The sequence below is a fragment of the Enterococcus sp. AZ015 genome, from assembly GCF_050499225.1.
Lineage (GTDB): Bacteria > Bacillota > Bacilli > Lactobacillales > Enterococcaceae > Enterococcus_D > Enterococcus_D entomosocium.
In genome coordinates this window covers 2,905,724-2,927,030 of record NZ_JBMHEX010000001.1, presented here as the reverse complement: position 1 = coordinate 2,927,030, position 21,307 = coordinate 2,905,724, and the positions used below count along the sequence as shown (strand labels likewise).

The following is a 21,307-nucleotide window of genomic DNA, read 5'->3' as shown; positions in this document are numbered from 1 at the left end:
ATTCTATAAAAAGGGAGCTTGATCAAATGACAGCTTTTGAGGAGTTAGTCAGCGTGGAAGTACAAAAAAGCCTCTCGATTATCTTGCCAGCTGTCAAACAAGAATTAAGGGAAGAAATCAAGCAAGAGTTACAACAAGAACTCATTTTTAAGGAAATAAATCAAGTTGAGTTTAATCAAACTGAGCTTGCAAAGAGGTTAGGCGTTTCAACGTCAACAATCAGAAACTGGCGGAAAGCTGGGCTTGAATCAGAGCCAAATCTGAGCGGTAGTCCAGTTTTCAACATTAACAAAGTGAAAAAATGGCGAGAGGAAAACGACAAAAGAAAAATACGATAAAAAAATGCGGGCATGCATGAGGTCGTTTTCCGATCATCATCAATAATCACAGGAAAGGAGTTTTCTATGATAACAGTTACTTTTTCAGATGGGCAAATTTCTCATAAGGTTCATACACGAGAAGAGGCTTTGAATCTCATTGAAAGATATTGGCCAAACCAGGATGTTGTCAAAAATTTGGATTTTCCGAAAGAAGGGAGGGAAAAGCCGAATGAGCAAGGATCTTAAAGACACACTTTTTGTCACTTTATTTTTATCACTATTGGCGATGGTTAGCAGCGTATCGCTGATTGCTGGTTTAACAGTAATTATTCTTTGGACCGCATGGCATTTCTTTGTCGCAGCCTATAACAGGTTTGTCGATCGCTACAATGCAAGGATCGCAAATGGCGAGTACAAACGCAAATTGCGTCATAACTCGAACGCTCACGGTGCTAGATGATGGATCAAACGGCATCTACTTACACACTATCAACAGCAATCGCATATCTCGCTTCACAATCAGCAGATGTCTTGTACATCCGCAAAATGATACGAGAAGGCACACAAGTCTATAAGATTGAGGCGAAAACAGGACAAGGGAAAACAGAACTGTTTCAACTTCATGGAATCGAGTTGTGGCATCACAAAGTGACAATCGGCAAAGGCATAGAGGAAAAAATCATTTTCCGCTTTTCCGATTCAAATAATTCTTAGCAGGAGGTAACGCATGGCAAAACGAAAGATCGCGATGAATGCGGCAGAACAAGAAAGATATGATGACTACCAGACAATCCGGGTAGTCCGCAGTACTATTCGAAAAATTAGGAAGGAGAAGAAAACTGTACCGAACTTTTTATTCGATCAGCTGAACGAATTTAAGTACAAAGTCAAACATCCGGTGCTTTATCGGCGAGCGATAGCAGGAAGAGAGGAGCCGTGGAAACGATGAAAGAAGAAATTGACTTAAATTTATCTACTATTGATGATGGCGCAATTCAAGAAAAATTCGAGCATGAAATGGCAAAAGTGCTTGAAAACGTACTAGACCGCAACACCGAGCCGACCAAAAAACGCACGATCACACTGACGATTGAAGTTATACCTAACAAAGATCGCGACATGTTTGTTCTATCGACAAAGAGCAATTCCAAGTTGGTCCCTCGTGAAGAAACGGAAACTAAAGTGCTGTTCGGACGCAACCAAGACACCGGGCAAATTGAAGCCGGCGAATTGAAATCAAGCGCTCGCGGACAGTTGTTCATGGATCCGGACGACTTACAAGTCAAAACAGATACCGGACAGCCGGTCGAGGAAATCGAGCGCAGAGAAAGTGGCATTGTTGATTTTCAGAAACAACAAATCAATTAAATTGGAGGAAAAAACATGAGTGAGAATATCAAGGACGCATTGAAGTATGCCGTGGATCTGAGCAACGGACAAGAGGTGATTCACAAGATTGAGGATCATGTGTTTTATGACAGCAGCAAAGCGAATTTAGTCAACTTGCTGCCTGCAAAATACGCAAAACCGCTTGAGGTTAACTCGTTAACCGGGCTAAAACAGTATTTATTGTCTAAGTTTGATCAGGAGACGATCGATGATCCCGACGAGTTATTAGTGCATGTTGAAAGCCCAACTAAGGTCGTTGTATACAGTCAGCTGAATGCCGAGCGTAAACGAGAAAGCTTGATCGAAGCACAAGCGGAAATGCAACGATTCCCTTACGGAAACTTTTTAGATCAGGAACGCTTTGTCATCAATATTCAATCGCTATTTGATCGCACCGATCACGCGGAAGCTATTTTGAAATTTTCTAGCGCGATCCGGATCGAAGATGGCGCAGATGTAACGGATAACGGAGTAACTCAAACAGCAACAGTAAAAACAGGCGCAAGAACAGTCGCTGAGGGAAAAGTACCTAGCCCGGCAACGTTGCGACCGTATCGGACGTTCTTAGAAGTAGAGCAGCCGGAAAGCCAGTTTATTTTCAGAATCAATGAGCGTGGGGAATGTGCATTGTTTGAAGCGGACGGCGGATTGTGGAAGCATCATGCAAAAGAATCAATCAGCGAATATCTCGCGAAGGAGCTTGCAGAATTAATTGAACAAAGTAAGATCACGATTATCTTATAAGTCAAAAACTTCATAAAGCTGTATGATCTCATGCAGCTTTTTTCTATACAAAAATAGCCCATCTTTACAAAAAGACGGACCATTCTTGATTGATGAATCTACCTGAGTTCATTATATCATCTCTCAAGTCTCGGTTCAATGAAAAACGTTGATAAATCAGCGTTTAACGTCCTTGTAATAGGTATTAACTTGAGGACACAAAGCAGATTTTAGGAGAAATGGGATATGCATATACAAGCGAATCGATACTACGCTGGAGATTATCAAGAAGTGGCAATCGTCCCAGTAGTGGAAGTTGAAAAAACAAGAAAGAACCGAATCAAAAATACAGGATCAGAATATCTGACAAAGCCAGCGCAGCAGCTGGTAAATAACCGTAACACATTTCGATGGTTAAGGATCGCATTGCAAGGAAACTTTGGTAAAGGAGATTATTTCTTCACACTCACGTTTAAGGAGGGGGAGATGCCTGGTCCAAAACAAATCAGCAAAGCAAAATATATCCTCTCAAGAGTGTTTTTGCGTAACTGTCGCAAAAAGTATCAGAAGCATGGTCGCGACTTTAAATATATTTGGGTCATGGAGTATGAGTTGGATCAAGAAGGCGACTATCTTAAACGCGTGCATTTTCATGTTGTGATCAATCATGTTCCGGAATTATCAAGAGATGACATCGAGGATTGTTGGGCGCGTGGAAGATGCAAGAATCGTAAATCGTTAGGAAGGGTCAACGCTAAACGGTTAATCCCGACAGACGAAGGACTTGAAGCATTAGCGACATACTTATCAAAAGGCGCGCGGTGGAAAAAAGGCGAAAAGATTTGGAATTGCAGCACGAATTTAAAGCGACCGAAAAAGCAAAAGCGGAAAAAAATATTCTCTTTTCGTCAGATTGAAAAAATGGCGATGTCTAATGATTTAGGATTCGAGACGATCAGAAAGATATATCCGAATCACGTGATCAAAGACATCAAGTTTAAATACAACGAGTTCAGAGGATGGCATTTATATCTCAAAATGTGGAAGAAAAGCCGAGATGGCTAGAAAGTGAGGATCACATGAACTATTCAACAAATTGGCGTAACCGTCAAAGTAATGATCAAGGACGATTGTTTGAAAATTTGATTGATCAAGGATGCATCTACTATCAGCACAAAGGAATCGCGATGATCGAGAAGACTCCGGAACCTTTTCGGGTTAAGAAAATTAATAAAGATGGCAGCATGATCGTTTATCCGATCGGCAAAGCGCAACCGGATTACAAGGGGACTTTGGCAGATGGACGGTCGATGGTTTTTGAAGCAAAGAGGACGACTAAGGACCGAATCCAGCAATTAGTTGTTACGGATCATCAAGCTGCTTGCCTCGACATGCATGCGCACCTGGGCGCGATCGCTGGTGTCTGCTGTATGATCAGAAAAACGGTCGGATTTGTGCCGTGGACGGATTGGATCAACATGAAAAACAAGTATGGTCGTAAATACTTGACGGAATCTGAGTTGCAAGCCTATCAAGTTGAGACCCCGGGTTTCATTGACTTTTTAGGCAAATGGAGAGGAGGCGCATCCTAGTATGTCCAATCTAGTAAACAGTTATACAACTGCACGAATGACGTTTGAACTTTTCGTACAGGCGCGGGGATGGCAATGGTTAGGATTTCGCTCAAATCCTAAAAATCCAAGTCAATATCTAGGACAGTGTGTTGATCAGAATGCGGAGGAGTACTATTTCTTGATCACTCAAAGCGGAAAGTATTTCCGGCTATTAGGCGATAAAAAGTATGAGGAATACGACTATGTTTATAACCCTGACAAGGAGGGCGATCACATTGCAGCAACACCAAAAGAATATTGAAAAGAAATTAAGGCGGAAAGTTAGGCTTGAAAAGCTGTACCGATTGGAACAGCTGTCTAAGCGAGCAGATTTTGACACTAATCCAGCAGTGATAATAGAACGCGATGCGCTCAGAAAAGAGTTGTGGCGTGCCGAAAATCCCAATAATCGAATCGTCGAGGTGATTTATAAAGGTGAAGTCATTTACGAAGGCACTAAAATCAACATCTGCAATAAATGCAAGAAGACGAGGGGAAACATTAACTCACTCATTAGGACCGGCGGAAGAGATGACCAGGGGCGGACGTATCGGTTTAAAGAATCATGAGGAGGCATTGTTTTGAAACGGATCTATTATAACGAATTTAGCGCGATCTTAGTCGATGAAAAAGCAAAAACTTATCGCTATGTCAGCAGCAGCGAAGGTTTAGAACACGCGAAACAAATTGGTGTGCAAGCAATTTACAGGACTGCTTTAAATCAGCGTGAAGAGTTTTTGATTGATTTAGGATTTAAATGTGTGTTTTGACAATATATTGTGGGCGAAAATACGTTCCTACAATATATTGTGCATAAGTCTGTGGATATGTGTATATCTTTAAAACGCTTAATAAAGGAGAATCGAATGGATAAAAAATTCTATGTTGTGATGCAGACTAAAAATACTAAGCTTTACGCATATTTTTTCGGGTCAATGATGTGCTGGACTGATTGTAAAAATGTAGCTTATCAATTTGATGTCGATCGAGCTGATCAGTGGGTAGATAACTTAAAAGGGTCGGGCGATGAAAAATTTTACAAAGAAGAAAGAGGAGGAAATTAAATGGATGAGTTAGTCAAATTAGTAGAGAGTTGGGCAAAAGCTAAAGGATTGAACAATGCTGAATCTAGCAAACAAATGCTGAAAGTTATCGAAGAAACAGGGGAATTTTTGGCTGTATTAGCAAGAAACGATCAAGATGCATTACGCGATAGTATTGGCGATGTAGTAGTAACCCTGATCATCTTGGCAATGCAAAACGACATGGATTTATACGAGTGCTTGAATTTCGCTTATGACGAAATCAAAGGTCGGACTGGAAAGATGGTCAATGGTGTTTTCGTTAAGTCCAGTGACCTGAAAAAATTCCATTAATGGAATTTTTTACAAACTAGAGAGGGAGGGTATAAATGAGCAGAGTACACGATTTAACACATATAAAGAGTGGAAAAAAGTTTGAATTTATCGAGTTTGTTCAAAAGGAAATTTAGCTTTGCTCTTATACTACTGTTTCTACACATGTTCAAGTTAAGGATTACAAGGGAATAGTTCACTACTTTCCGTTGAATGAAGTTGAGTTTATTCCTTAATTCAGTAATCCACCTAAAAGGTGTACAGATTGAGCAACAGGATGCGATATAACTGTTGACTAGGTACGATCGAAAAGGCGTTTTCCAAAAGATATAGCATGACTTTTATTAAGGGAGCATTCGTCTTCCTAAATAGATGATCCAGGGAGACGAATAATTTTGTGAGGTAACTAAGAATTAAAAATGTCGTTAATTATCTGATCTTTACCACTTATCCAATTAGAAGGGCTTAAATCAAATCCTTTTGTATCTTCTAAGAAAAAAGGTGCATCAAAACTTCCATCGAGTGTGATAGGAATAACTTTTGTTTGATAAGGATGGTTATTTACATAACCTTTTAAAAGATTTGTCTCAACACCAACTCCTGCAGATAAGCCATTTGCTTTCTTAATGTATGAATTATCACAGAAAACATATATTTTAGTGAAATTATCACGCTTAACACTTTCCATAAAAAAGTTCATGTTATGGCCAGGCTTCAAATGCCTTTTATCATAAGTTACATCTATTCCTTGGTCTATTAATATATCATATAGATCTTCAACTACCTGGGATGTGTAGTCCTCATTCCAACTGTAAGAGAAGAAAACCTTAGGTCTTGTTACAAGTGTTTGATTTTCTAAATAAGGTCTGTATCTTTCAATTACTTCGAATAAATTAATATTTTTTACAGCCCAATGTGTTCTGTTGAGTTCACCATAGTAAGTACGTTCTACTTGAAGAGCTGAAGACATAACCTCAACATCATGTAGTGATAATGAGTCTAATTTTTCTATATCGAATATTATGTTTACGTTAGAAATAACTGGTTGTTTAATGTAACCAATATAACCCATGACTGATAGATTATCTCTTCTAACTGATTGCTCTTCATATAAAAAAAGACAAGGATATTCTTTTATTTCTTTCAAATACTCGGAATGTTCATGGCTATTTCTTTTTTCAAATTTATTACCATAAGTAAACTCTAAAAATCTATCTCTAGAGAATGTAGCGACGTTATCTTCCCAAGCTGAAGGATCAGCGGAAACAATTAGATTAAAGTGTGATGGGTTTGAGTTTGGCATAGTGTAGTCTCCTTATCTTTATTACGGATAACTGAATTATAACAACTAAAGAGTCAGTATTCCACACTGCCAATTATTAAAAAACCATACAATTTTATAATCTTTAAAAAAACCTAATTATCTTTATAGAATATTACTTTTTAAAATCACTACATTTTGGTTTAAATACACCAAAATTACTAAAAAGAAGACAAAATTAATTGTCTTCTGAATTAGAATCTATAAATTGATCAATTGCTCCTTTTACTTTGTCATACTCAAGGTTTTCGAATATGCGGTCGTCAATCAAAAGTAAATTGTCAATTGAATGGGTTGCTATGCGCATAGTACACGACCTAGCAAGAACATTACAAGAAACATTCGGGGTAAAGAAAGGAACAATCTCAAAGTCATTTTGTAGTTTTTCCTTAAATTCTTCGAGATAATATTCAGATCCATCTATGTTGGATGGGAATAGGGTTAATGTTATTAGCTTTCTCAAGATAATCATCTCCTTTTATTAATAATTATACCATAAATGACGTTAATACCTTTTTCCGTTTCATGCCTATTAAATTATTAAAATTAATGAAATCAACCACCTGAAGGAGGTAAGACTTTGAAAGTATTAGAATTATTTGCCGGTACCAGATCGATCGGAAAGGCTTTTGAAAAAGCAGGGCATGAAGTATTTTCTATCGAATGGGATAGAAAGCATGAAAATATTGACTGGTATGCCGATATTTCAAAAATCACTGCACAAGATATCTTGCTTAGATTCGGACAACCAGATGTGATATGGGCCAGTCCAGATTGCACATCATACAGTATCGCTGCAATCAGTCATCATCGAACGAAAGAACCAGATGGAAATCTAGCCGCGAAATCAGAGTATGCATCATTTTGTGATCTAACAAATCAACATATGCTGAAATTGATTCGAGATTTGAATCCTAAACTCTTCTTTATCGAGAATCCCAGAGGTGGGATGCGGAAGATGCGATTTATGAAAGACTTACCACGATATACAGTAACTTATTGTCAGTACGGCGATACACGCATGAAGCCAACGGATATATGGACAAATCATCCAGAGCCGAAATTTAAACCGATGTGCAAGAATGGAGCACCTTGTCACGTTTCTGCACCTCGTGGATCGCAGACAGGTACACAAGGGATAAAGGGCAACGTTGACCGTTCGAGAATTCCCCAAGAGCTTTGCGAGCATATTGCAAGCATTAGTGAGGAATATATCTCAGCTGCAGCTTTGAAGAAGGTGAATTAATGGCAAGAATTCTAGACGCATGCTGCGGTAGTCGTATGTTCTGGTTTGATAAGCAGAATCCCAATGTAACTTTTATGGATATTCGACAGCATTATGAGGAACTTGAAACTGGACATGTGATTGATGTTGATCCAGATATAGTCGGAGACTTCCGAGAATTGCCTTTTGAATCTGACACTTTCGATATGGTTGTCTTTGATCCACCACACTTGATCCATGCAGGTGACAATTCTTGGCTAGCGAAAAAGTACGGTAAGTTAGACGAACTTTGGCCAGAAGATATCCGCCAAGGGTTCGCAGAATGTATGAGAGTTCTAAAAACTAATGGTAGCTTGATATTCAAATGGAATGAAGATCAAATTTCTTTACAAGAGGTATTGGCAGCGATCGGTGAGCAACCGTTGTTTGGTAATAAAAGGAGTAAAACACATTGGCTAGTATTTATGAAGTAAGTCAGCTATCCACCAAAATAGCAAACTGAAAGGAGGGCACTAATGATCGTTTGGGCGCTATTCGACAGCGGAAATGGTTGTTATTCAAAAGCTGCAAAAAAGTTTGAAGATATTGAGATTTATTCGATTGGAATTGACCGCAAGAACAAGAGTAATCATTTTATCAATCTGAACTTAGCAGATTATTCTAGGTTGTTTGGAGATAATACTTTATTCGATCACTTAGATAGCTTGCCAAATCCAGATCTTATCATTGCAAGTCCGCCGTGTGAATCCTGGTCTGTGGCAAGTGCTATGGATAATGGGAATGCCTGTTGGAAACAAGAAAAGGGAGATGGACTCTTTGAGCCGCAAGTACCTTTATCTCGCTTTACTATCAGATACAGGAGTGACTACGATCGGTATCAATTCAAGCCAGAAAAGTCACTAATGACGCGAATAAATGGCGAGCTTTGTGCATTTAACACGATTGAAATCATCAAACGATATCAACCAAACGTTTACATCATAGAGAATCCGGCTCATGGCCGTTTGTGGGAATATATTGAGAAGATTCTAGGCTTTGAGATTCCCTATGAGAATCTTACTTTTTACAACAATTATGATTATCCAATTAAGAAACCTACTAAATTCAAGAGCAATATAGATTTAGACCTAAAAAAAGATATTATCCCAAATGAAGTTGAGTGGAATTCTGGCTTTAGTAGAGACTACAACGAGCGATCAAATATACCAGCTACATTAGTTGAGGACATATTTCATAAAGTTCTGGCGATGGGTTTAGTTGGTAATCCGACGAAATAAAAAAACTACTCTAAGGGAAGAGTAGTAAAAAATTAGAATTTAATTTTTTGAATCATTAATACCGTGTTTTACAGCAAGTCTAATGACCCAATATAAACAAAAACCAATGAAAATGTACCAAACTAAACTGAAAAGCCACATTTCAATCACTCCTTTTTTTAAGTATATCATTCAATGTTAAAAGTAGACCATTAAAAATTTAACTATGGTAAATAGAGGATGTGGCAACACAATTAATTCCGCAATCGTCAGCGATAACGGAACAGGAGGAAGGTGGATTCGTATGCAAAAAGTTTGGGAGTTTACATGTTTACCCGATGATGATGGGGTTTATCCAATGCTCTTCTCATCGTTTAAAAAAGCCCTTTATGCATTCAATGATCAGTATAACTATGCCAAGGATAGAGGGATAGTTGCGAATGTTGTTATAAATAGTAACGGTATTTCTGCGAGTTGGATTGAAGGAAAAGGGACTTTACAAGAGGTAGAGCGATCAATTTCTATCAGGAAGGTCTCAGTACATTAACGACGTTATGCAAGGACTGTCACAACAAGCGACACGATAGAATGAACTATCGTGGGCAACCAAAGAAAAGAAAGTGGGATGATGAATTTGACAGCTTATAACACACTAAAGGAATACGTTGAAGACGGAAGTTACACTATTATTGTTGGTCAAAGAAATAAATCTTTGATGACTAGAATCAAGGAACTATATCCTGAAGCAGTAGTAACAACCTCTAATGCTGATGGTATTGGTGGTAAAAAACTATTGGTTGATAAATTGGCAGCGGATGGATTAGGTCTTAAGTCAGCATTGCTTTATTACAAAATCGTAGATGTAGTGTATGAAAACTTCACTAAGCAATTCGTTGAAGGTGGTAATGTAACTGCTAACTTTTCTTCGAAGGGATATGAGGGATGGGAGCAGGAATTTAATAAAATCGTGGAAGCGACTGAAGAACTTAAATGTGGCCTAGATTTTTCTACGAATCCTGATTTAACAGTAATTAGAAACCAATATGGAGATAGGTACTTGGTCAACCAATCTGAAGATGAGAAGGTAAAAAAGCAAGAGGATCGGAGTTGTATCAATGACGAATCATTATGTAACAAGCCACGCATGGGGTGAAGGAACCAATGTGATTACATTTATTTATGTGACTAATGATGATCCTAAATAGAAAGTATTATCTAGTGATCGAACCACTGGGGAGGTAATGAATCAATGAGTAAGGACGCAAGAGCAAGCAAGAAAGAACTTGATCAGAATTTAATTGACAAAGCTATTGGTAAGTTGCATCGGTTAAAATCAGCAGTAACCGAGGAAAGTATATAAATGGTTGGAGGAATTGAAATGCTTAGGCATATTATCATTTTACTATCGGTTCTGGCGGTACTTGGACCATCAATTAGATACTACGATAAGAACAAGCAAGTCAGATTTACGTATGAGTCATTAATTATCGAGATTATGCAACGTGTTATGTGGTTTTTAGACCGACAGAGAAAGAAATAACCAAACAGAGGGCTATTCTAAAAGAAGAGGTGTGTACTTGGAAACATTATCAATTATAGGTTTTGTGTTTTGCATCATTATCATTATGAGTGCAGTGATAATTTGCAAGAAAGCGATGCAGGAGGATGAAGATGAAAAGTAAGGAAATCAATGACATAGATTTATCAAATGAGAAGATTATCTCTTCTCATTTTGTAGCAATCGCATCAGATGGCAAAGTGAAAATGATAGAACTCCCTGAATATGGAGAAATCCAGATTATCTGCAAAGATGGAAAAGTTAAACGCGTGAAAGAAAATACGGAAGAATTATTTTAGTTAGTCCTACCAGACAACTGGCGGACACAAGCTAACAGGCGATGCCTGCTGGTTTGTGTCCGTTTTTTTGTTTTAAGCGAGGAGGTTTTTAAGTGTCTTACATGATCGATGCCTATAAAAATGACATCAAGGCTATCAGAAAACAGATTAAAATGATCCAGAGAAAAAAGACAGTGGCTCTTGAGGCTCAGAACCAAGATACGGTTGTTGATATGCGGGCAGTGCAGGACAAACAAGATCTGACAATACTCAATGAAATGCTATCAAGCACGCAGTACGCCTTGTGGTGGCTTAAAAATGGTCATGAGAAACCCCAGTCACTGCAAGAAATTACTAAACAAAACAAGAACAAACGAACCCAGCTATGGGGAGATATAGATGGAGCAGTCAAACACCATGGAGTGAAATCATCCAGAGAACTAGACTTTCTGGCTAGTTTGAATAAAGAGGAAAAGAACTGGGAGAAGCAGGAACGGTTGATCCAGATAAAAGAAATCATGTCAGTATTATCTCCGAGAGAAAAAGAATATTTCTTATTAAAGAATGAAGCCATCTTAACTGAAGAAGAATGCGCAGAAAAAATGAACATAGAAATCGGCACAATAAAATCAATGGCTCAAAGAATCAGAAATAAAATAGAATTCTATTTTGAGAATCCGTGCCAGACCTCTTTATTTTTTGATGATTGGGAAGAGCTATAAATAAAATCTATGAATTTTGTAACCCGTATGCGCCATATATATGAGAGGGAAAACTCCTCTTAAATGGAGAGTAGTGGATTAGATTACTCACACATTCTACTTTTTCTTCGAGTGCCTCCTGTTGAGAGGGGAATCGCCATCAATGCGGAAACGTTGATGGCATACGACCAACTATCGTTATATATGGGGTTGTTATGGTTGGATAGCAGCCTGCCATCGATTACACGAATTATGGATTTATCTATTGGAGGGAAATTCATGGATGAAAAAGAAAAGTTTATAGAAAAACTTGATGAATTAAGAAGTGAAAAAGATATGGATAAAATAGCAGATTTGTTTAATTCTGTTGTAATCATGTACGGAGTAACTGTAGAGGAAACTTGCGCTCTATCATACTATTTAATTGATAAAGCTTTGAAAGCTGATCACAATGCATTGATGCTTCGAGAAAAATTCGGGATAGATATTAACAAATTGGGCCTAAACGGTAAGTTTACAATCGCTAAGGCTATGGTCAGCACTTACGCTGAGAAAGCAAAAGAAAATGAGCAAACCTAAAAAGTTGTCTTTTGTAAATGGAAGAAGAGTTTTTGTTGATCATGATAGTAGAACTGAGGAATTTCGTTCATACAATCAAGATAGGTGGAGGTATCAAAAAGAACTCATGCAGTTCTACAATTCAAAACCTTGGCGCACTCTGAGTAAACAAGTGCTCAACGAATACTATTACGTGTGCTGCATGTGTGGTGGAGATGCAACAGTTGCTGACCATATAGTTCCAGTTCGTGCGGATTGGGAGAGACGACTAGACAAAGATAACATCCAACCATTATGCGATAGTTGTCATACTATAAAAACAAAAAAAGAAATGATAAATTAAAACATTTCCATCTAGTTTCGGTGGGTAAAAATTATAAATAGAGACTTAAAGTGGGGGATGTACCCCCACTTTTTTTGTACGGGGTGGGGTCTGTGGGAGGCTGAACAACGCTGCCCTCTTCCGTGACCAATTTTCCGTTTTTGAAATATTTTTTTGGAGGTGATCGTGATGGCCGGAAGGAAAATAAAGCCTTTGAAAAATAACAAGTCTCATTTGACTAATGATCAGAAAGAAATCAGAACAAATGCGGAGAAATCAGCATCCGATCCTTTCAAAAAATTACAGAACACACCGCCAAAGCATTTAGGGAGAATTGCTCGATATGAGTATCAAAGGGTATCACAAGAATTGGACGAAATGCCAATTAGAAACCTAGATAGAGCGATTCTAGAATTGTATTGTACTTGGTACGAATTATACAGGGAAGCCGAATCAGAAGTTCAGAAGAATGGGATTTACGCGATCGGGCAAATACAAGAAACAAGCGTTGATGAAGATGGGAACGAAGTTGTAAATATAATCGAGATTCCAATCAAGACAAAAAAGAACCCAGCAATATCGATTATGGCTGAGGCTAGTTCTCAAATCAAAAGTTGCGCCGCCAACCTTGGGTTGACAGTTGATTCACGAATGAGGATTTTCTTGCCTAAGGAAGGCGAAAAGCCAAAAAGTATATTTGATCAGTTCGGATAAAAAGAGAGGGGATATGCGTGCTTGACTATAATCAGATACCTAATCAATACAAAGATGATACGTATGCGTATGCTGTTCTCATAATCGAACGAAAGATTGAATCATGTAAAAAGGTCTATGATGCTTGTATGCGGCACCTTAGAGATCTGTTAAAGATTCCGAAAATGAGCTGGAAGTTTGTATTTGAGCCGGAAGAAGCAAAAAAAGCAATCGATTTTCTTGAAATGCTTCCAGATGTGAAAACTGGCAAAACCTATCCATTAGCAAATTTCCAACGTTTTATTATCGGCAATATATATGGTTGGAGACATAAGAAGGATAATGCGCTACGCCGCTTTAAACGTGCTTTTATCAGTGTTGCCAGGAAAAATGGGAAAACAATTTTGATTGCTGGGATTGTTCTATATGAGTTTCTTTTTGGGAAAAACCCGGCGATGTCTCGGCAAATCTTTTGTACTGCGAACGCAAAAGATCAAGCCAAAATTGCGTTTGAGATGGCTAGGAAGCAGCTGGATGCATTACGTGCTAAGTTTGCTGAAATCAAAAAGGCTACAAAGCGTGTGCGAGATGAGCTGAAGAATCTAGGAGATGAGTCATATATTACCTACTTATCCAAAGAAACTGGAGCAATTGATGGATTTGAGCCATATGTCGGTGTTTTTGATGAATATGGCGCGAGTAAAACGAACGAGATGATGGAGCTTATCGAATCCGGACAGGGGCAATTAGATAATCCGTTGACACTGATCATTTCAACAGCAAACTTTGATTTAAATGTGCCGATGTACACCGTGGAATACCCACGAATGACAAGCATACTAGAAGGCGAGCTTGATGATGAAGAACAATTCGCTTATATTGCTGAGCAGGAATCACTTGATGAAATAGAAAATCCTGAAATGTACATTAAAAGTAATCCAATTCTAGTGGTTGATGCTTTGAAAGAAAAAATGATGAACTATCTTAAAAAGCGATGGAAAACTGCTAAAGAGACTGGTAACACAGTAAGGGTATTAGTCAAAAATTTTAACATGTGGATGCAGTCAAGCGAAGAGTCGTATTTATCGGCAGAGCATTGGAAAAAAGCACAGGTCGAAAAGCCTGATATTGGCGGTCGCAAAGCGTGGATCGGTGTAGATGTCGGCCGTTCAAGCGACTTGTTTAGTATTTCTTGGGCTATAAAAATGGAAGACTATTTTTTTGTAGATAGCTTTTCTTTTGTTGCAACCAAGTATGGACTAGCAACAAAAGAGAAACGTGACGGTATAAATTATACGGATCTGCAAGAAAAGGGAGAATGTAAAATTACGGATCTAGAAAGCGGTGTGATTGATTATGATGAAGCTTACGAGTGGTTAGAGAGCTTAATTCTTGAAAATGATCTAGATGTACAATGCATTGCTTACGATCCTCATCAGTATGGGCATATTTTGACGTCTATTGAAAAATATCATCCAGAATGGCTACAAGTTGAAATTCGTCAAGGTACCTTAACTCTAAACATGCCGACAAAGCAGTTTAGAGATGATGTAATTGACAAGAAAGTCAGGCATAGCGGAAATCGTTTGCTGACTGCAGCTATTAATAATGCAATCACAAAGACAGACAATAACGGTATGCGCATAGATAAAAATAAAAATAGTAACAAGATTGATCCAATCGATGCTTTGTTAGACGCATATGCAGTCTGTTACACAGAATTTCAAGCAGATGGTTATTGGACTGATGAAAAAATACTCGATGGGGATTTTGGATTCTAGGAGGTAGAGTATGACAAAATTAATGAAAATATTATTCAAAAACATTCATACGATTTGTTTGTTTCTTGCAGCCAGTTCTTTTGTATATGGGGCATTTTTACTCGATCCTATTATTGGATGGATGGTATTGGGGAGTGTGTTTCTTGCAACTGGCATAGCTATTAATAAAGAATTAGGCTAATCAAATTTATCAGAAAGGAGGTGATGACGTGACCTTTTTTAAACCGCTAGGATCAAATGAGGAGCAAATTAATGCGCTCATTTATGATGACCCATCAACTTCGCAATCCTACACAGGTATACGCGCTTTAAGAAATTCTGATATTTTGACCGCAGTTACGATTGTAGCTGGAGATATCGCCCGATTTCCGCTTATAAAACAAGATCTAGACGGCGGAATTAATCAAGATGAGGACTTAAATTACTTGCTTAATGTGAAATCGACTAAAGAAGCGACTTCTCATGCATGGAAGTTTGCGATGGCGGTAAATGCAATTTTGTGTGGAAACGCCTATTCAAGAATTCTTCGTGATCCAGTAAGTAAAAGGGCTCTTGAGTTTGAATTTTATCCGCCATCAGCAGTTTCTATTGAATCTGGCGATGATTATACTTCTCGATCCTATGTTTTCTATCCGTTAGAAGGTAATCGAGAGATACATTGTGACCCAGAAGATGTCATCCATTGGAAGTTTTTTAGTAGTGATACAGTATATGGTCGGTCGCCCTTGCTTTCGCTCAGAAATGAAATCAGCTTGCAAGAATCAGGAATTTCAACATTATTAAAATTTTTCCGAGATGGATTTTCAAGTGGAATTCTAAAAATGCAAGGTGCAAAATTGTCTGGCGAATCCAGAAAAGCCGTTCGTAAGGAATTTGAAGTATCACGAGAAGGAGCCACAGGCGGAAGTCCAATAGTCATGGATTCAACTATGGACTATACACCACTTGAAATTGATACCAATGTTTTATCTTTGATCAATTCTAATAACTATTCAACCGCTCAGATTGCTAAATGTCTGAGGGTTCCAGCACACAAGCTAGCGATAACAAATCCAAACCAGTCCGTCAAGCAACTAAATGACGATTATATATTGAATGATCTGCCTTATTACTTTAATGCGATTACTTCGGAGTTTCAGTTGAAGCTTTTGGAACAATCGGAACGCAAAAAATTTGTTCTTAGTTTCGATACAAGATCCGTTACAGGACTGATGCCGGAGGATGTGATGCGTTTATATAATGGCGGCTTAGTCACTGGTGATCAGGCGCTTAATTTAATGGGAATATCTGCAAGTAGGGACCCTGATATGCAGCGTCGCAAATTTAGCTTAAATTATGTTTGGTCTGATTTAGCTGAGAAGTATCAAATAGATCTGCAAAACAGACGAAAACGAAAGGGGGAAGAATATGACGAACAAAACGGAGATCCGCCAGCGGACAACGAAACTGGAATTGAGAAAATTGGAGAATGAAGTCGAAGTAATCGAAGGTTATGCATTAAAATTCGATCGATGGTCCGATACTTTAGGTTGGTACTATCCTTTCCGTGAAAAGTTAGAGCGAGGATGTTTAGATGAAGCTGATATAAGCAATGTCGTTGCATTATTTAATCATAACCAGTCACAAATCTTAGGACGTACAGGGGCAAACCTCGACTTAGAAGTCGATAATATCGGTTTGAAATTCCGAATCAAACCCACTAATACGACTTTATCGAAAGACTTGATCGAGAATATCCGCGCTGGTGTGATCAATCAATGCTCTTTTGGCTTTACTATTCCTGATGAGGAAGAAGCTGAAGAATGGCGTGAAAACAAAGAAACAGGTATATATGAGCGGTTGATCAATAAAATCGATCGTCTCTACGATGTATCGGTGGTCACTACGCCAGCCTATCCAGACACTGAGGCAGTGGTAGGGGAAAGAAGCAAGCAGATCGTTGATGAACTGCGAAATCATCCGCAAAAACAGGAGGCGGACCGTATGTTGATCGATTTAGAAAAAGAAGAAATACTAAAAAATTTATAAATTCTAGTCACTCAACTTTGAGATGGCTATTTTTTATACCAAAAAATAGGAGGATAACAAATGTTTGAAGAAAAAATCAAAGAATTGCGCGAAAAGATTACTGCCAACGAGGCGACAGAAAACCAGTTAGCGTCTGAAATTCGATCACTATTACAAGGTGATGCGGGAGAAGAAAATGTTAAGGAGGCAAAAGCCAAAAAAGCAGAGCGCGATGCTGTGCAAGCTGAACTTGCTGAGTTGCGAGAGACTTTGGCACTTTATGAAGAACAAAAAGATGGTAACACTAAACCCGTTGAAGGACGTAATCGCGAAACTTCGCAAGACCAAGAATACCGAGATGCATTGAATAGTTTTATCCGATCGAAAGGTGCAGAAACAGAAGGTCTGACAATGGTTGGAAAAGATGAAGCACTAGTACCTGAGAAGTTTTGGCGTGCGATCGACCCAACCACTGACGGAATCATTAAAGATGATACAAAAAATGTGACCTCGGAAGAAATTTCATACACTCCTGTACGAGAAATCAATACGGTCGTTAATTTAAAGCTTCTAGCTCGTATTCATAAAGCTAAAAAAGGCTCTGGAAAATATCCAATCTTGAAACGTGCTACAACTCGCATGTATTCTGTCGCTGAGCTAGAGAAAAATCCTGCGTTAGCAAAACCAGAATTTGGCAGTGTTGAATGGGATATCGTGACTTATCGTGGAGCCATTCCATTATCTCAAGAGTCAATCGATGATGCAGATATTGATTTGGTCAATCTAGTTGCTGAAAATAACGCAGAAATCTCATTGAATACTACCAATTACGCGATGAGTGAGACGCTTAAAAAATTTCCAAAGAAAACTGTCCATGGATTGGATGACATTAAAACAATTTACAATGTTGATTTAGATCCAGCTTATGTTAAAACCATTGTTGCTTCTCAGTCGTTTTACAACTTTTTAGATACGGTCAAAGATGGCAATGGGAGATACATGTTGCAAGATAGTATTATTTCTCCTTCAGGCAAATCTTTTGGTGGCTATCCAATTTTTGTTATCGGTGATGATTTATTAGGAGAAGCGGGGGAAGCGAATGCATTCTTAGGAGATGTCAAGCGAGGTATTTTGTTTGCAGATCGGAAACAGCTAAGTGTGCGTTGGGTTGCACACGACCTTTATGGTCAATACCTACAAGCGGTCTTACGTTTTGATATTCAAATCGCTGATGAAAAAGCTGGTTACTTCTTAACTTATGAAACGCCAGAAATTACTGGAGGGGAAGAATAATGAAGATTCGCGTGCGCAATACAATCAAACTAGACATCGAAGGAGCAGTCAAAACATATGCTCCTTCTTGGACGGTATACAAGATTGATGACAAAGTAGCGAAAAAGAAAAACTACAGTCAACGATTCCGAAAATATCCAGAACATATTGAAATTGTTGAGGATGTTGCAGAAGAGGTCAAACCAGCTGTCAATAACGAGGGTGGCATTCCGGAAGGTAGTGAGAAAGTAAACGAAGGTGAGGTAAAGGAGAGTCAAGAAAAAACGTCTCAAATTCTCGGAGAAGAAGAGCTCTCACAAAATGACCAACAAAACGTAAAGGATTCTGACGAAAATCTGTCAGCGCCTGAACTAAAAAAGAAGACTAAGAAAGCAGCGCCGAAGAAAAGTAAAAAGAAGAATGAAGAATAGCAATAGCTACTCTTCGTTCTTGACAAGCGAAGAGCTTGAGAAAATAAAAAATTATCTCAAGGTTGACCATGATTATGAAGATGATCTGATAGCGGAATTTTTAGATGCAGCGGCGTTGCAAATTATGGAAGCGATCAGCTTGCGACTGACCATGAATGACTTTTGGGATGACCCACGCTTTCACTTGGCAGTAAAAAAACAAACTAAAGAGGAATACGAGCATCGAGGGGTGTCAGCAGACACCTTTCGACACCTCGCAAATGGTGTTGAAAATATTATTCACCAGTTGCGTGTTAAGGGAGGGAGCATGATTGTTCACTCGAAACCTAAATGAACGTATCTTTTTCATTGAGTACAAGAATGAAAAGAATCAAAATGGCGATCTTATCAAAAAAGAGAAAGAGCGCTTTTTTTGTTGGGCGGAAGTAGCAAAAGCAACGACAAAAGAGTTTCGCGATCGCTCAACAGATAAGATTGAAGAACTGAAAAAAAGACGCAACAAGCGAACCTTTTATATTCGATTTCGCAAAGACATCGAAGAGGAAAAGTATATCAACTGGCGTGGTCGCGTGTATCGAATCATCGATATCGAAGAGGATTGGCAATCGAAAGACATGCTGATGATTACGGTGGAGGTGGTTAAATAATGCCAGAAGGATTAGATGAGGTTTTGTCTAATATTCATAAGCTCCAAGCGCAAAATAAGAGGGTCGCTCGAGAAGCGGTCTCCGAAGTTGCAGATAAAACGGCTGAAATCTTGAAGGGGAATACACCAGTAGATGGAGGACAGATGCAAAGCGATGTTGCGGTAAGTGGTTTTAAAGGTGGTCCACAAGGGCAAATCGAAAAAGATATCGGATTTGGTAGGACAGCTGGTTGGCGGGTTAAATATCCCGATACAGGCACAATATATCAACGTCCGCAGAACTTTAAAGAGAAAACCGTATCGGAGGCTCGACCGATAGCACAGCAGATATACGCAGATAAAATCATCGAGGGGCTTAAATTATGAATATTGAAACGAGAGTTTATCAATTGTTAAGCCAATCAGATGATCTGGCTCAGCTGATGGAACAAATGCGTATAGATCCTTTTGAAGAGTGGGAAAACGGAATCTGGAAACACGAGATACCACCGCTTTATTGCAAGAAGGAGCATGCACCCTTTATTCGTATTAGTCCAATATTTGAGAGCGATGGATCATATTTTGATGATACAGCGCACTCGGAGGAGCAAAGAGTTTTAATCTCATTCTGGTGTCATACGGACACTGAATCATATCAAATCAAAGAATGTATTGATCATGTGCTGAAAAGCAATGATTTTACGCATTACACAGCAAATGAAAATCCTAGATACAAAGATACCGATATTGATCTGTTGATGAACAACAGAAAGTATCGGTTTTTTGATTGGAAAAACAAGGAGGAATAATTAAATGGCAGAGACAACAAACACTGTAAAAATTGGTTTAGATAATTGGGAAGTAGCAAAACTGGATGAATCAGATCGAGTTACTGGTCAACCAATGAGAATCCCCGGGTTAACCTCAGCACAGTTGGCGTTAACGTTTAACACCGGAACATTTCAAGCAGATGACGCATTATGGGCAATTTTAGATGGTGGTATTTCTGGATTAGCGTTAACTATCGGGAATGCAGATATTAAATCAGAACATAAAGCTGTATTACATGGAATTGAGTTAGAAGACGGTATGGAAGTGTACACAGCTGATATGAATATCCCATACACTGCTCACATTTTCCGCTCACGTTTGAATACTGGGCAGTTTGTCTGGTTTGGATTAGTTAAGGGCAAGTTCATGCCTGGCGGAGTTGATCTTAATACTCGGGCTGAGACACCAACTGGACAGCCCGATTCTGTTGTTGGTAACTTCGAACCGCGTAACGATGGTATTACTCATATTATTGCACGTGCTGACAGTCCAGATTTTGATCTTGCGAAGTTCAGACAAAAAGTCTTTCGTGGAATTACTATTCCAACAGCGTAGAGAGGGATCTTCCCTCTCTTTTTTTTAAAGGAGGAGCAAAAGTGATTGAAATTAATTTATTGATTAATGGCGAACAAAGAACATATACAAAATCTCGTTTTACTTTAAAAGAAAGTATTTATGCGATGCAGCACCAGATCATTAGGGATAACCATTACAGTGATCAAGAAAAATTCAACGATCCCGAGGCATTCGAAAGTGTTCAGCAGCACCTCGCTGAAACGATATCTAAAATTTTTGGCAACCAATTCTCACCAGAACAATTAATGGATGGCTTGGAAATTAAAGACAAAATAATGATTGATAAAACTCTTGTTTTGGCTCTTGGTGGGGAACTGAAAAAAGAGGAAAAATCAGACGAGGAAGAAGCTGAGGACGACGGCGAAAAAAAGCAGTCAGCGTAAATGAAGCCTTTGAATCACTGAAAAATATTATCCAGTCTTTAATGAGAAGTGGTTATAAACTACCTGAAATACTAAATATGACTTTAGAA

General features: G+C 38.6%; 38 protein-coding genes and 1 pseudogene. 37 read left to right on the top strand and 2 right to left on the bottom strand.

What is annotated here, in order from left to right:
• Nucleotides 1-26: 26 nt before the first annotated feature.
• From IGK85_RS13660 to IGK85_RS13595, 14 genes are all read left to right on the top strand, one after another.
• Nucleotides 27-338 (top strand): hypothetical protein, encoded by a 312-nt coding sequence (locus IGK85_RS13660; protein WP_429972309.1) that lies wholly within the window; start codon nucleotides 27-29, stop codon nucleotides 336-338.
• 66 nt (nucleotides 339-404) lie between these two features.
• The gene (locus IGK85_RS13655) at nucleotides 405-566 is read left to right on the top strand and encodes a hypothetical protein (RefSeq protein ID WP_429972308.1); all 162 of its coding nucleotides are present in this window, start codon (nucleotides 405-407) and stop codon (nucleotides 564-566) included.
• Nucleotides 550-780 carry a hypothetical protein gene (locus IGK85_RS13650; protein WP_429972307.1) on the top strand — a complete coding sequence of 77 codons (231 nt, stop codon included), beginning with the start codon at nucleotides 550-552 and terminating at the stop codon, nucleotides 778-780. Before IGK85_RS13655 ends, IGK85_RS13650 begins: the two co-directional genes overlap by 17 nt.
• Nucleotides 780-1,034, top strand: coding sequence for a hypothetical protein (locus tag IGK85_RS13645; protein ID WP_429972305.1), 255 nt, complete (start codon nucleotides 780-782; stop codon nucleotides 1,032-1,034). The genes IGK85_RS13650 and IGK85_RS13645 overlap by 1 nt, the downstream gene beginning before the upstream one ends.
• A gap of 13 nt (nucleotides 1,035-1,047) precedes the next feature.
• The gene (locus tag IGK85_RS13640) at nucleotides 1,048-1,269 is read left to right on the top strand and encodes a hypothetical protein (RefSeq protein WP_429972304.1); all 222 of its coding nucleotides are present in this window, start codon (nucleotides 1,048-1,050) and stop codon (nucleotides 1,267-1,269) included.
• Nucleotides 1,266-1,688, top strand: coding sequence for a hypothetical protein (locus IGK85_RS13635; RefSeq protein WP_429972303.1), 423 nt, complete (start codon nucleotides 1,266-1,268; stop codon nucleotides 1,686-1,688). The genes IGK85_RS13640 and IGK85_RS13635 overlap by 4 nt, the downstream gene beginning before the upstream one ends.
• Before the next feature lie 15 nt (nucleotides 1,689-1,703).
• A complete protein-coding gene (locus tag IGK85_RS13630) occupies nucleotides 1,704-2,453 on the top strand; it encodes a hypothetical protein (protein ID WP_429972302.1) in 750 nt (249 codons plus the stop codon).
• A gap of 225 nt (nucleotides 2,454-2,678) precedes the next feature.
• Nucleotides 2,679-3,497: a rolling circle replication-associated protein gene (locus IGK85_RS13625; RefSeq protein WP_429972301.1), complete on the top strand. Its 819-nt coding sequence runs from the start codon at nucleotides 2,679-2,681 to the stop codon at nucleotides 3,495-3,497.
• 14 nt (nucleotides 3,498-3,511) lie between these two features.
• Nucleotides 3,512-4,024, top strand: a complete 513-nt coding sequence (locus tag IGK85_RS13620) for a Holliday junction resolvase RecU (protein ID WP_429972300.1) — start codon at nucleotides 3,512-3,514, stop codon at nucleotides 4,022-4,024.
• Between the two features lies 1 nt (nucleotide 4,025).
• Entirely contained in the window at nucleotides 4,026-4,307 is a 282-nt protein-coding gene (locus IGK85_RS13615) for a hypothetical protein (protein WP_429972298.1), read from the top strand.
• Nucleotides 4,282-4,614 carry a hypothetical protein gene (locus IGK85_RS13610; RefSeq protein WP_429972297.1) on the top strand — a complete coding sequence of 111 codons (333 nt, stop codon included), beginning with the start codon at nucleotides 4,282-4,284 and terminating at the stop codon, nucleotides 4,612-4,614. Before IGK85_RS13615 ends, IGK85_RS13610 begins: the two co-directional genes overlap by 26 nt.
• 12 nt (nucleotides 4,615-4,626) lie before the next feature.
• A complete protein-coding gene (locus IGK85_RS13605; protein WP_429972296.1) occupies nucleotides 4,627-4,815 on the top strand; it encodes a hypothetical protein in 189 nt (62 codons plus the stop codon).
• Nucleotides 4,816-4,911: 96 nt separating this feature from the next.
• Nucleotides 4,912-5,109 (top strand): hypothetical protein, encoded by a 198-nt coding sequence (locus IGK85_RS13600; RefSeq protein WP_429972295.1) that lies wholly within the window; start codon nucleotides 4,912-4,914, stop codon nucleotides 5,107-5,109.
• Nucleotides 5,110-5,421: a MazG-like family protein gene (locus tag IGK85_RS13595; protein WP_429972294.1), complete on the top strand. Its 312-nt coding sequence runs from the start codon at nucleotides 5,110-5,112 to the stop codon at nucleotides 5,419-5,421. It abuts the gene before it with no gap.
• Between the two features lie 385 nt (nucleotides 5,422-5,806).
• Here IGK85_RS13595 and IGK85_RS13590 read toward each other — a convergent pair whose 3' ends face one another.
• The gene (locus IGK85_RS13590) at nucleotides 5,807-6,703 is read right to left on the bottom strand and encodes a toll/interleukin-1 receptor domain-containing protein (protein WP_429972292.1); all 897 of its coding nucleotides are present in this window, start codon (nucleotides 6,701-6,703) and stop codon (nucleotides 5,807-5,809) included.
• A gap of 196 nt (nucleotides 6,704-6,899) precedes the next feature.
• Complete coding sequence (locus tag IGK85_RS13585) at nucleotides 6,900-7,184, bottom strand: hypothetical protein (RefSeq protein WP_429972291.1); 285 nt, start codon at nucleotides 7,182-7,184, stop codon at nucleotides 6,900-6,902.
• Between the two features lie 117 nt (nucleotides 7,185-7,301).
• Between IGK85_RS13585 and IGK85_RS13580 the strand changes: the two genes are divergently transcribed.
• The 23 genes and pseudogenes from IGK85_RS13580 (at nucleotide 7,302) to gpG (ending at nucleotide 21,218) form a co-directional block, all read left to right on the top strand.
• Entirely contained in the window at nucleotides 7,302-7,967 is a 666-nt protein-coding gene (locus IGK85_RS13580) for a DNA cytosine methyltransferase (RefSeq protein WP_429972289.1), read from the top strand.
• On the top strand, nucleotides 7,967-8,419 hold the full coding sequence (locus tag IGK85_RS13575) for a class I SAM-dependent methyltransferase (RefSeq protein WP_429972288.1): 453 nt from the start codon (nucleotides 7,967-7,969) through the stop codon (nucleotides 8,417-8,419). The genes IGK85_RS13580 and IGK85_RS13575 overlap by 1 nt, the downstream gene beginning before the upstream one ends.
• 42 nt (nucleotides 8,420-8,461) lie before the next feature.
• Complete coding sequence (locus IGK85_RS13570; protein ID WP_315042382.1) at nucleotides 8,462-9,223, top strand: DNA methyltransferase; 762 nt, start codon at nucleotides 8,462-8,464, stop codon at nucleotides 9,221-9,223.
• 283 nt (nucleotides 9,224-9,506) lie between these two features.
• Entirely contained in the window at nucleotides 9,507-9,749 is a 243-nt protein-coding gene (locus IGK85_RS13565; RefSeq protein ID WP_429972287.1) for a hypothetical protein, read from the top strand.
• Nucleotides 9,737-9,850 (top strand): annotated as a pseudogene (locus IGK85_RS13560) (HNH endonuclease); the annotation flags it as partial. The gene IGK85_RS13565 and the pseudogene IGK85_RS13560, both read left to right, overlap by 13 nt.
• Complete coding sequence (locus IGK85_RS13555; RefSeq protein ID WP_429972286.1) at nucleotides 9,801-10,355, top strand: hypothetical protein; 555 nt, start codon at nucleotides 9,801-9,803, stop codon at nucleotides 10,353-10,355. The pseudogene IGK85_RS13560 and the gene IGK85_RS13555, both read left to right, overlap by 50 nt.
• Before the next feature lie 518 nt (nucleotides 10,356-10,873).
• Nucleotides 10,874-11,059 carry an XtrA/YqaO family protein gene (locus tag IGK85_RS13550; RefSeq protein WP_429972285.1) on the top strand — a complete coding sequence of 62 codons (186 nt, stop codon included), beginning with the start codon at nucleotides 10,874-10,876 and terminating at the stop codon, nucleotides 11,057-11,059.
• 101 nt (nucleotides 11,060-11,160) lie between these two features.
• Nucleotides 11,161-11,760, top strand: coding sequence for a sigma factor-like helix-turn-helix DNA-binding protein (locus IGK85_RS13545; RefSeq protein ID WP_429972331.1), 600 nt, complete (start codon nucleotides 11,161-11,163; stop codon nucleotides 11,758-11,760).
• Nucleotides 11,761-12,018: 258 nt separating this feature from the next.
• Nucleotides 12,019-12,318, top strand: a complete 300-nt coding sequence (locus IGK85_RS13540) for a hypothetical protein (protein WP_429972284.1) — start codon at nucleotides 12,019-12,021, stop codon at nucleotides 12,316-12,318.
• Nucleotides 12,305-12,640, top strand: a complete 336-nt coding sequence (locus tag IGK85_RS13535) for an HNH endonuclease (RefSeq protein WP_429972283.1) — start codon at nucleotides 12,305-12,307, stop codon at nucleotides 12,638-12,640. Before IGK85_RS13540 ends, IGK85_RS13535 begins: the two co-directional genes overlap by 14 nt.
• Nucleotides 12,641-12,808: 168 nt before the next feature.
• Entirely contained in the window at nucleotides 12,809-13,333 is a 525-nt protein-coding gene (locus tag IGK85_RS13530; protein WP_016612827.1) for a phage terminase small subunit P27 family, read from the top strand.
• A 17-nt stretch (nucleotides 13,334-13,350) separates the two neighbouring features.
• On the top strand, nucleotides 13,351-15,093 hold the full coding sequence (locus IGK85_RS13525) for a terminase large subunit (RefSeq protein ID WP_429972282.1): 1,743 nt from the start codon (nucleotides 13,351-13,353) through the stop codon (nucleotides 15,091-15,093).
• Between the two features lie 10 nt (nucleotides 15,094-15,103).
• Nucleotides 15,104-15,274, top strand: coding sequence for a hypothetical protein (locus IGK85_RS13520; protein WP_429972281.1), 171 nt, complete (start codon nucleotides 15,104-15,106; stop codon nucleotides 15,272-15,274).
• Nucleotides 15,275-15,302: 28 nt separating this feature from the next.
• Nucleotides 15,303-16,565, top strand: a complete 1,263-nt coding sequence (locus IGK85_RS13515) for a phage portal protein (protein ID WP_429972280.1) — start codon at nucleotides 15,303-15,305, stop codon at nucleotides 16,563-16,565.
• A complete protein-coding gene (locus IGK85_RS13510; RefSeq protein ID WP_042890854.1) occupies nucleotides 16,501-17,121 on the top strand; it encodes an HK97 family phage prohead protease in 621 nt (206 codons plus the stop codon). The genes IGK85_RS13515 and IGK85_RS13510 overlap by 65 nt, the downstream gene beginning before the upstream one ends.
• 60 nt (nucleotides 17,122-17,181) lie before the next feature.
• A complete protein-coding gene (locus IGK85_RS13505) occupies nucleotides 17,182-18,393 on the top strand; it encodes a phage major capsid protein (RefSeq protein WP_429972278.1) in 1,212 nt (403 codons plus the stop codon).
• Nucleotides 18,393-18,803, top strand: a complete 411-nt coding sequence (locus IGK85_RS13500; protein ID WP_429972277.1) for a hypothetical protein — start codon at nucleotides 18,393-18,395, stop codon at nucleotides 18,801-18,803. Before IGK85_RS13505 ends, IGK85_RS13500 begins: the two co-directional genes overlap by 1 nt.
• A complete protein-coding gene (locus tag IGK85_RS13495; protein WP_429972276.1) occupies nucleotides 18,793-19,137 on the top strand; it encodes a head-tail connector protein in 345 nt (114 codons plus the stop codon). The genes IGK85_RS13500 and IGK85_RS13495 overlap by 11 nt, the downstream gene beginning before the upstream one ends.
• Nucleotides 19,115-19,450 carry a phage head closure protein gene (locus IGK85_RS13490; RefSeq protein WP_016620203.1) on the top strand — a complete coding sequence of 112 codons (336 nt, stop codon included), beginning with the start codon at nucleotides 19,115-19,117 and terminating at the stop codon, nucleotides 19,448-19,450. Before IGK85_RS13495 ends, IGK85_RS13490 begins: the two co-directional genes overlap by 23 nt.
• The gene (locus IGK85_RS13485; RefSeq protein WP_429972275.1) at nucleotides 19,450-19,815 is read left to right on the top strand and encodes an HK97-gp10 family putative phage morphogenesis protein; all 366 of its coding nucleotides are present in this window, start codon (nucleotides 19,450-19,452) and stop codon (nucleotides 19,813-19,815) included. Before IGK85_RS13490 ends, IGK85_RS13485 begins: the two co-directional genes overlap by 1 nt.
• A complete protein-coding gene (locus tag IGK85_RS13480) occupies nucleotides 19,812-20,237 on the top strand; it encodes a hypothetical protein (RefSeq protein WP_016620201.1) in 426 nt (141 codons plus the stop codon). Before IGK85_RS13485 ends, IGK85_RS13480 begins: the two co-directional genes overlap by 4 nt.
• 4 nt (nucleotides 20,238-20,241) lie before the next feature.
• Nucleotides 20,242-20,814: a major tail protein gene (locus IGK85_RS13475; RefSeq protein ID WP_016612816.1), complete on the top strand. Its 573-nt coding sequence runs from the start codon at nucleotides 20,242-20,244 to the stop codon at nucleotides 20,812-20,814.
• A 41-nt stretch (nucleotides 20,815-20,855) separates the two neighbouring features.
• Complete coding sequence (gpG, locus tag IGK85_RS13470; RefSeq protein WP_429972274.1) at nucleotides 20,856-21,218, top strand: phage tail assembly chaperone G; 363 nt, start codon at nucleotides 20,856-20,858, stop codon at nucleotides 21,216-21,218.
• The last annotated feature ends 89 nt before the right edge of the window (nucleotides 21,219-21,307 follow it).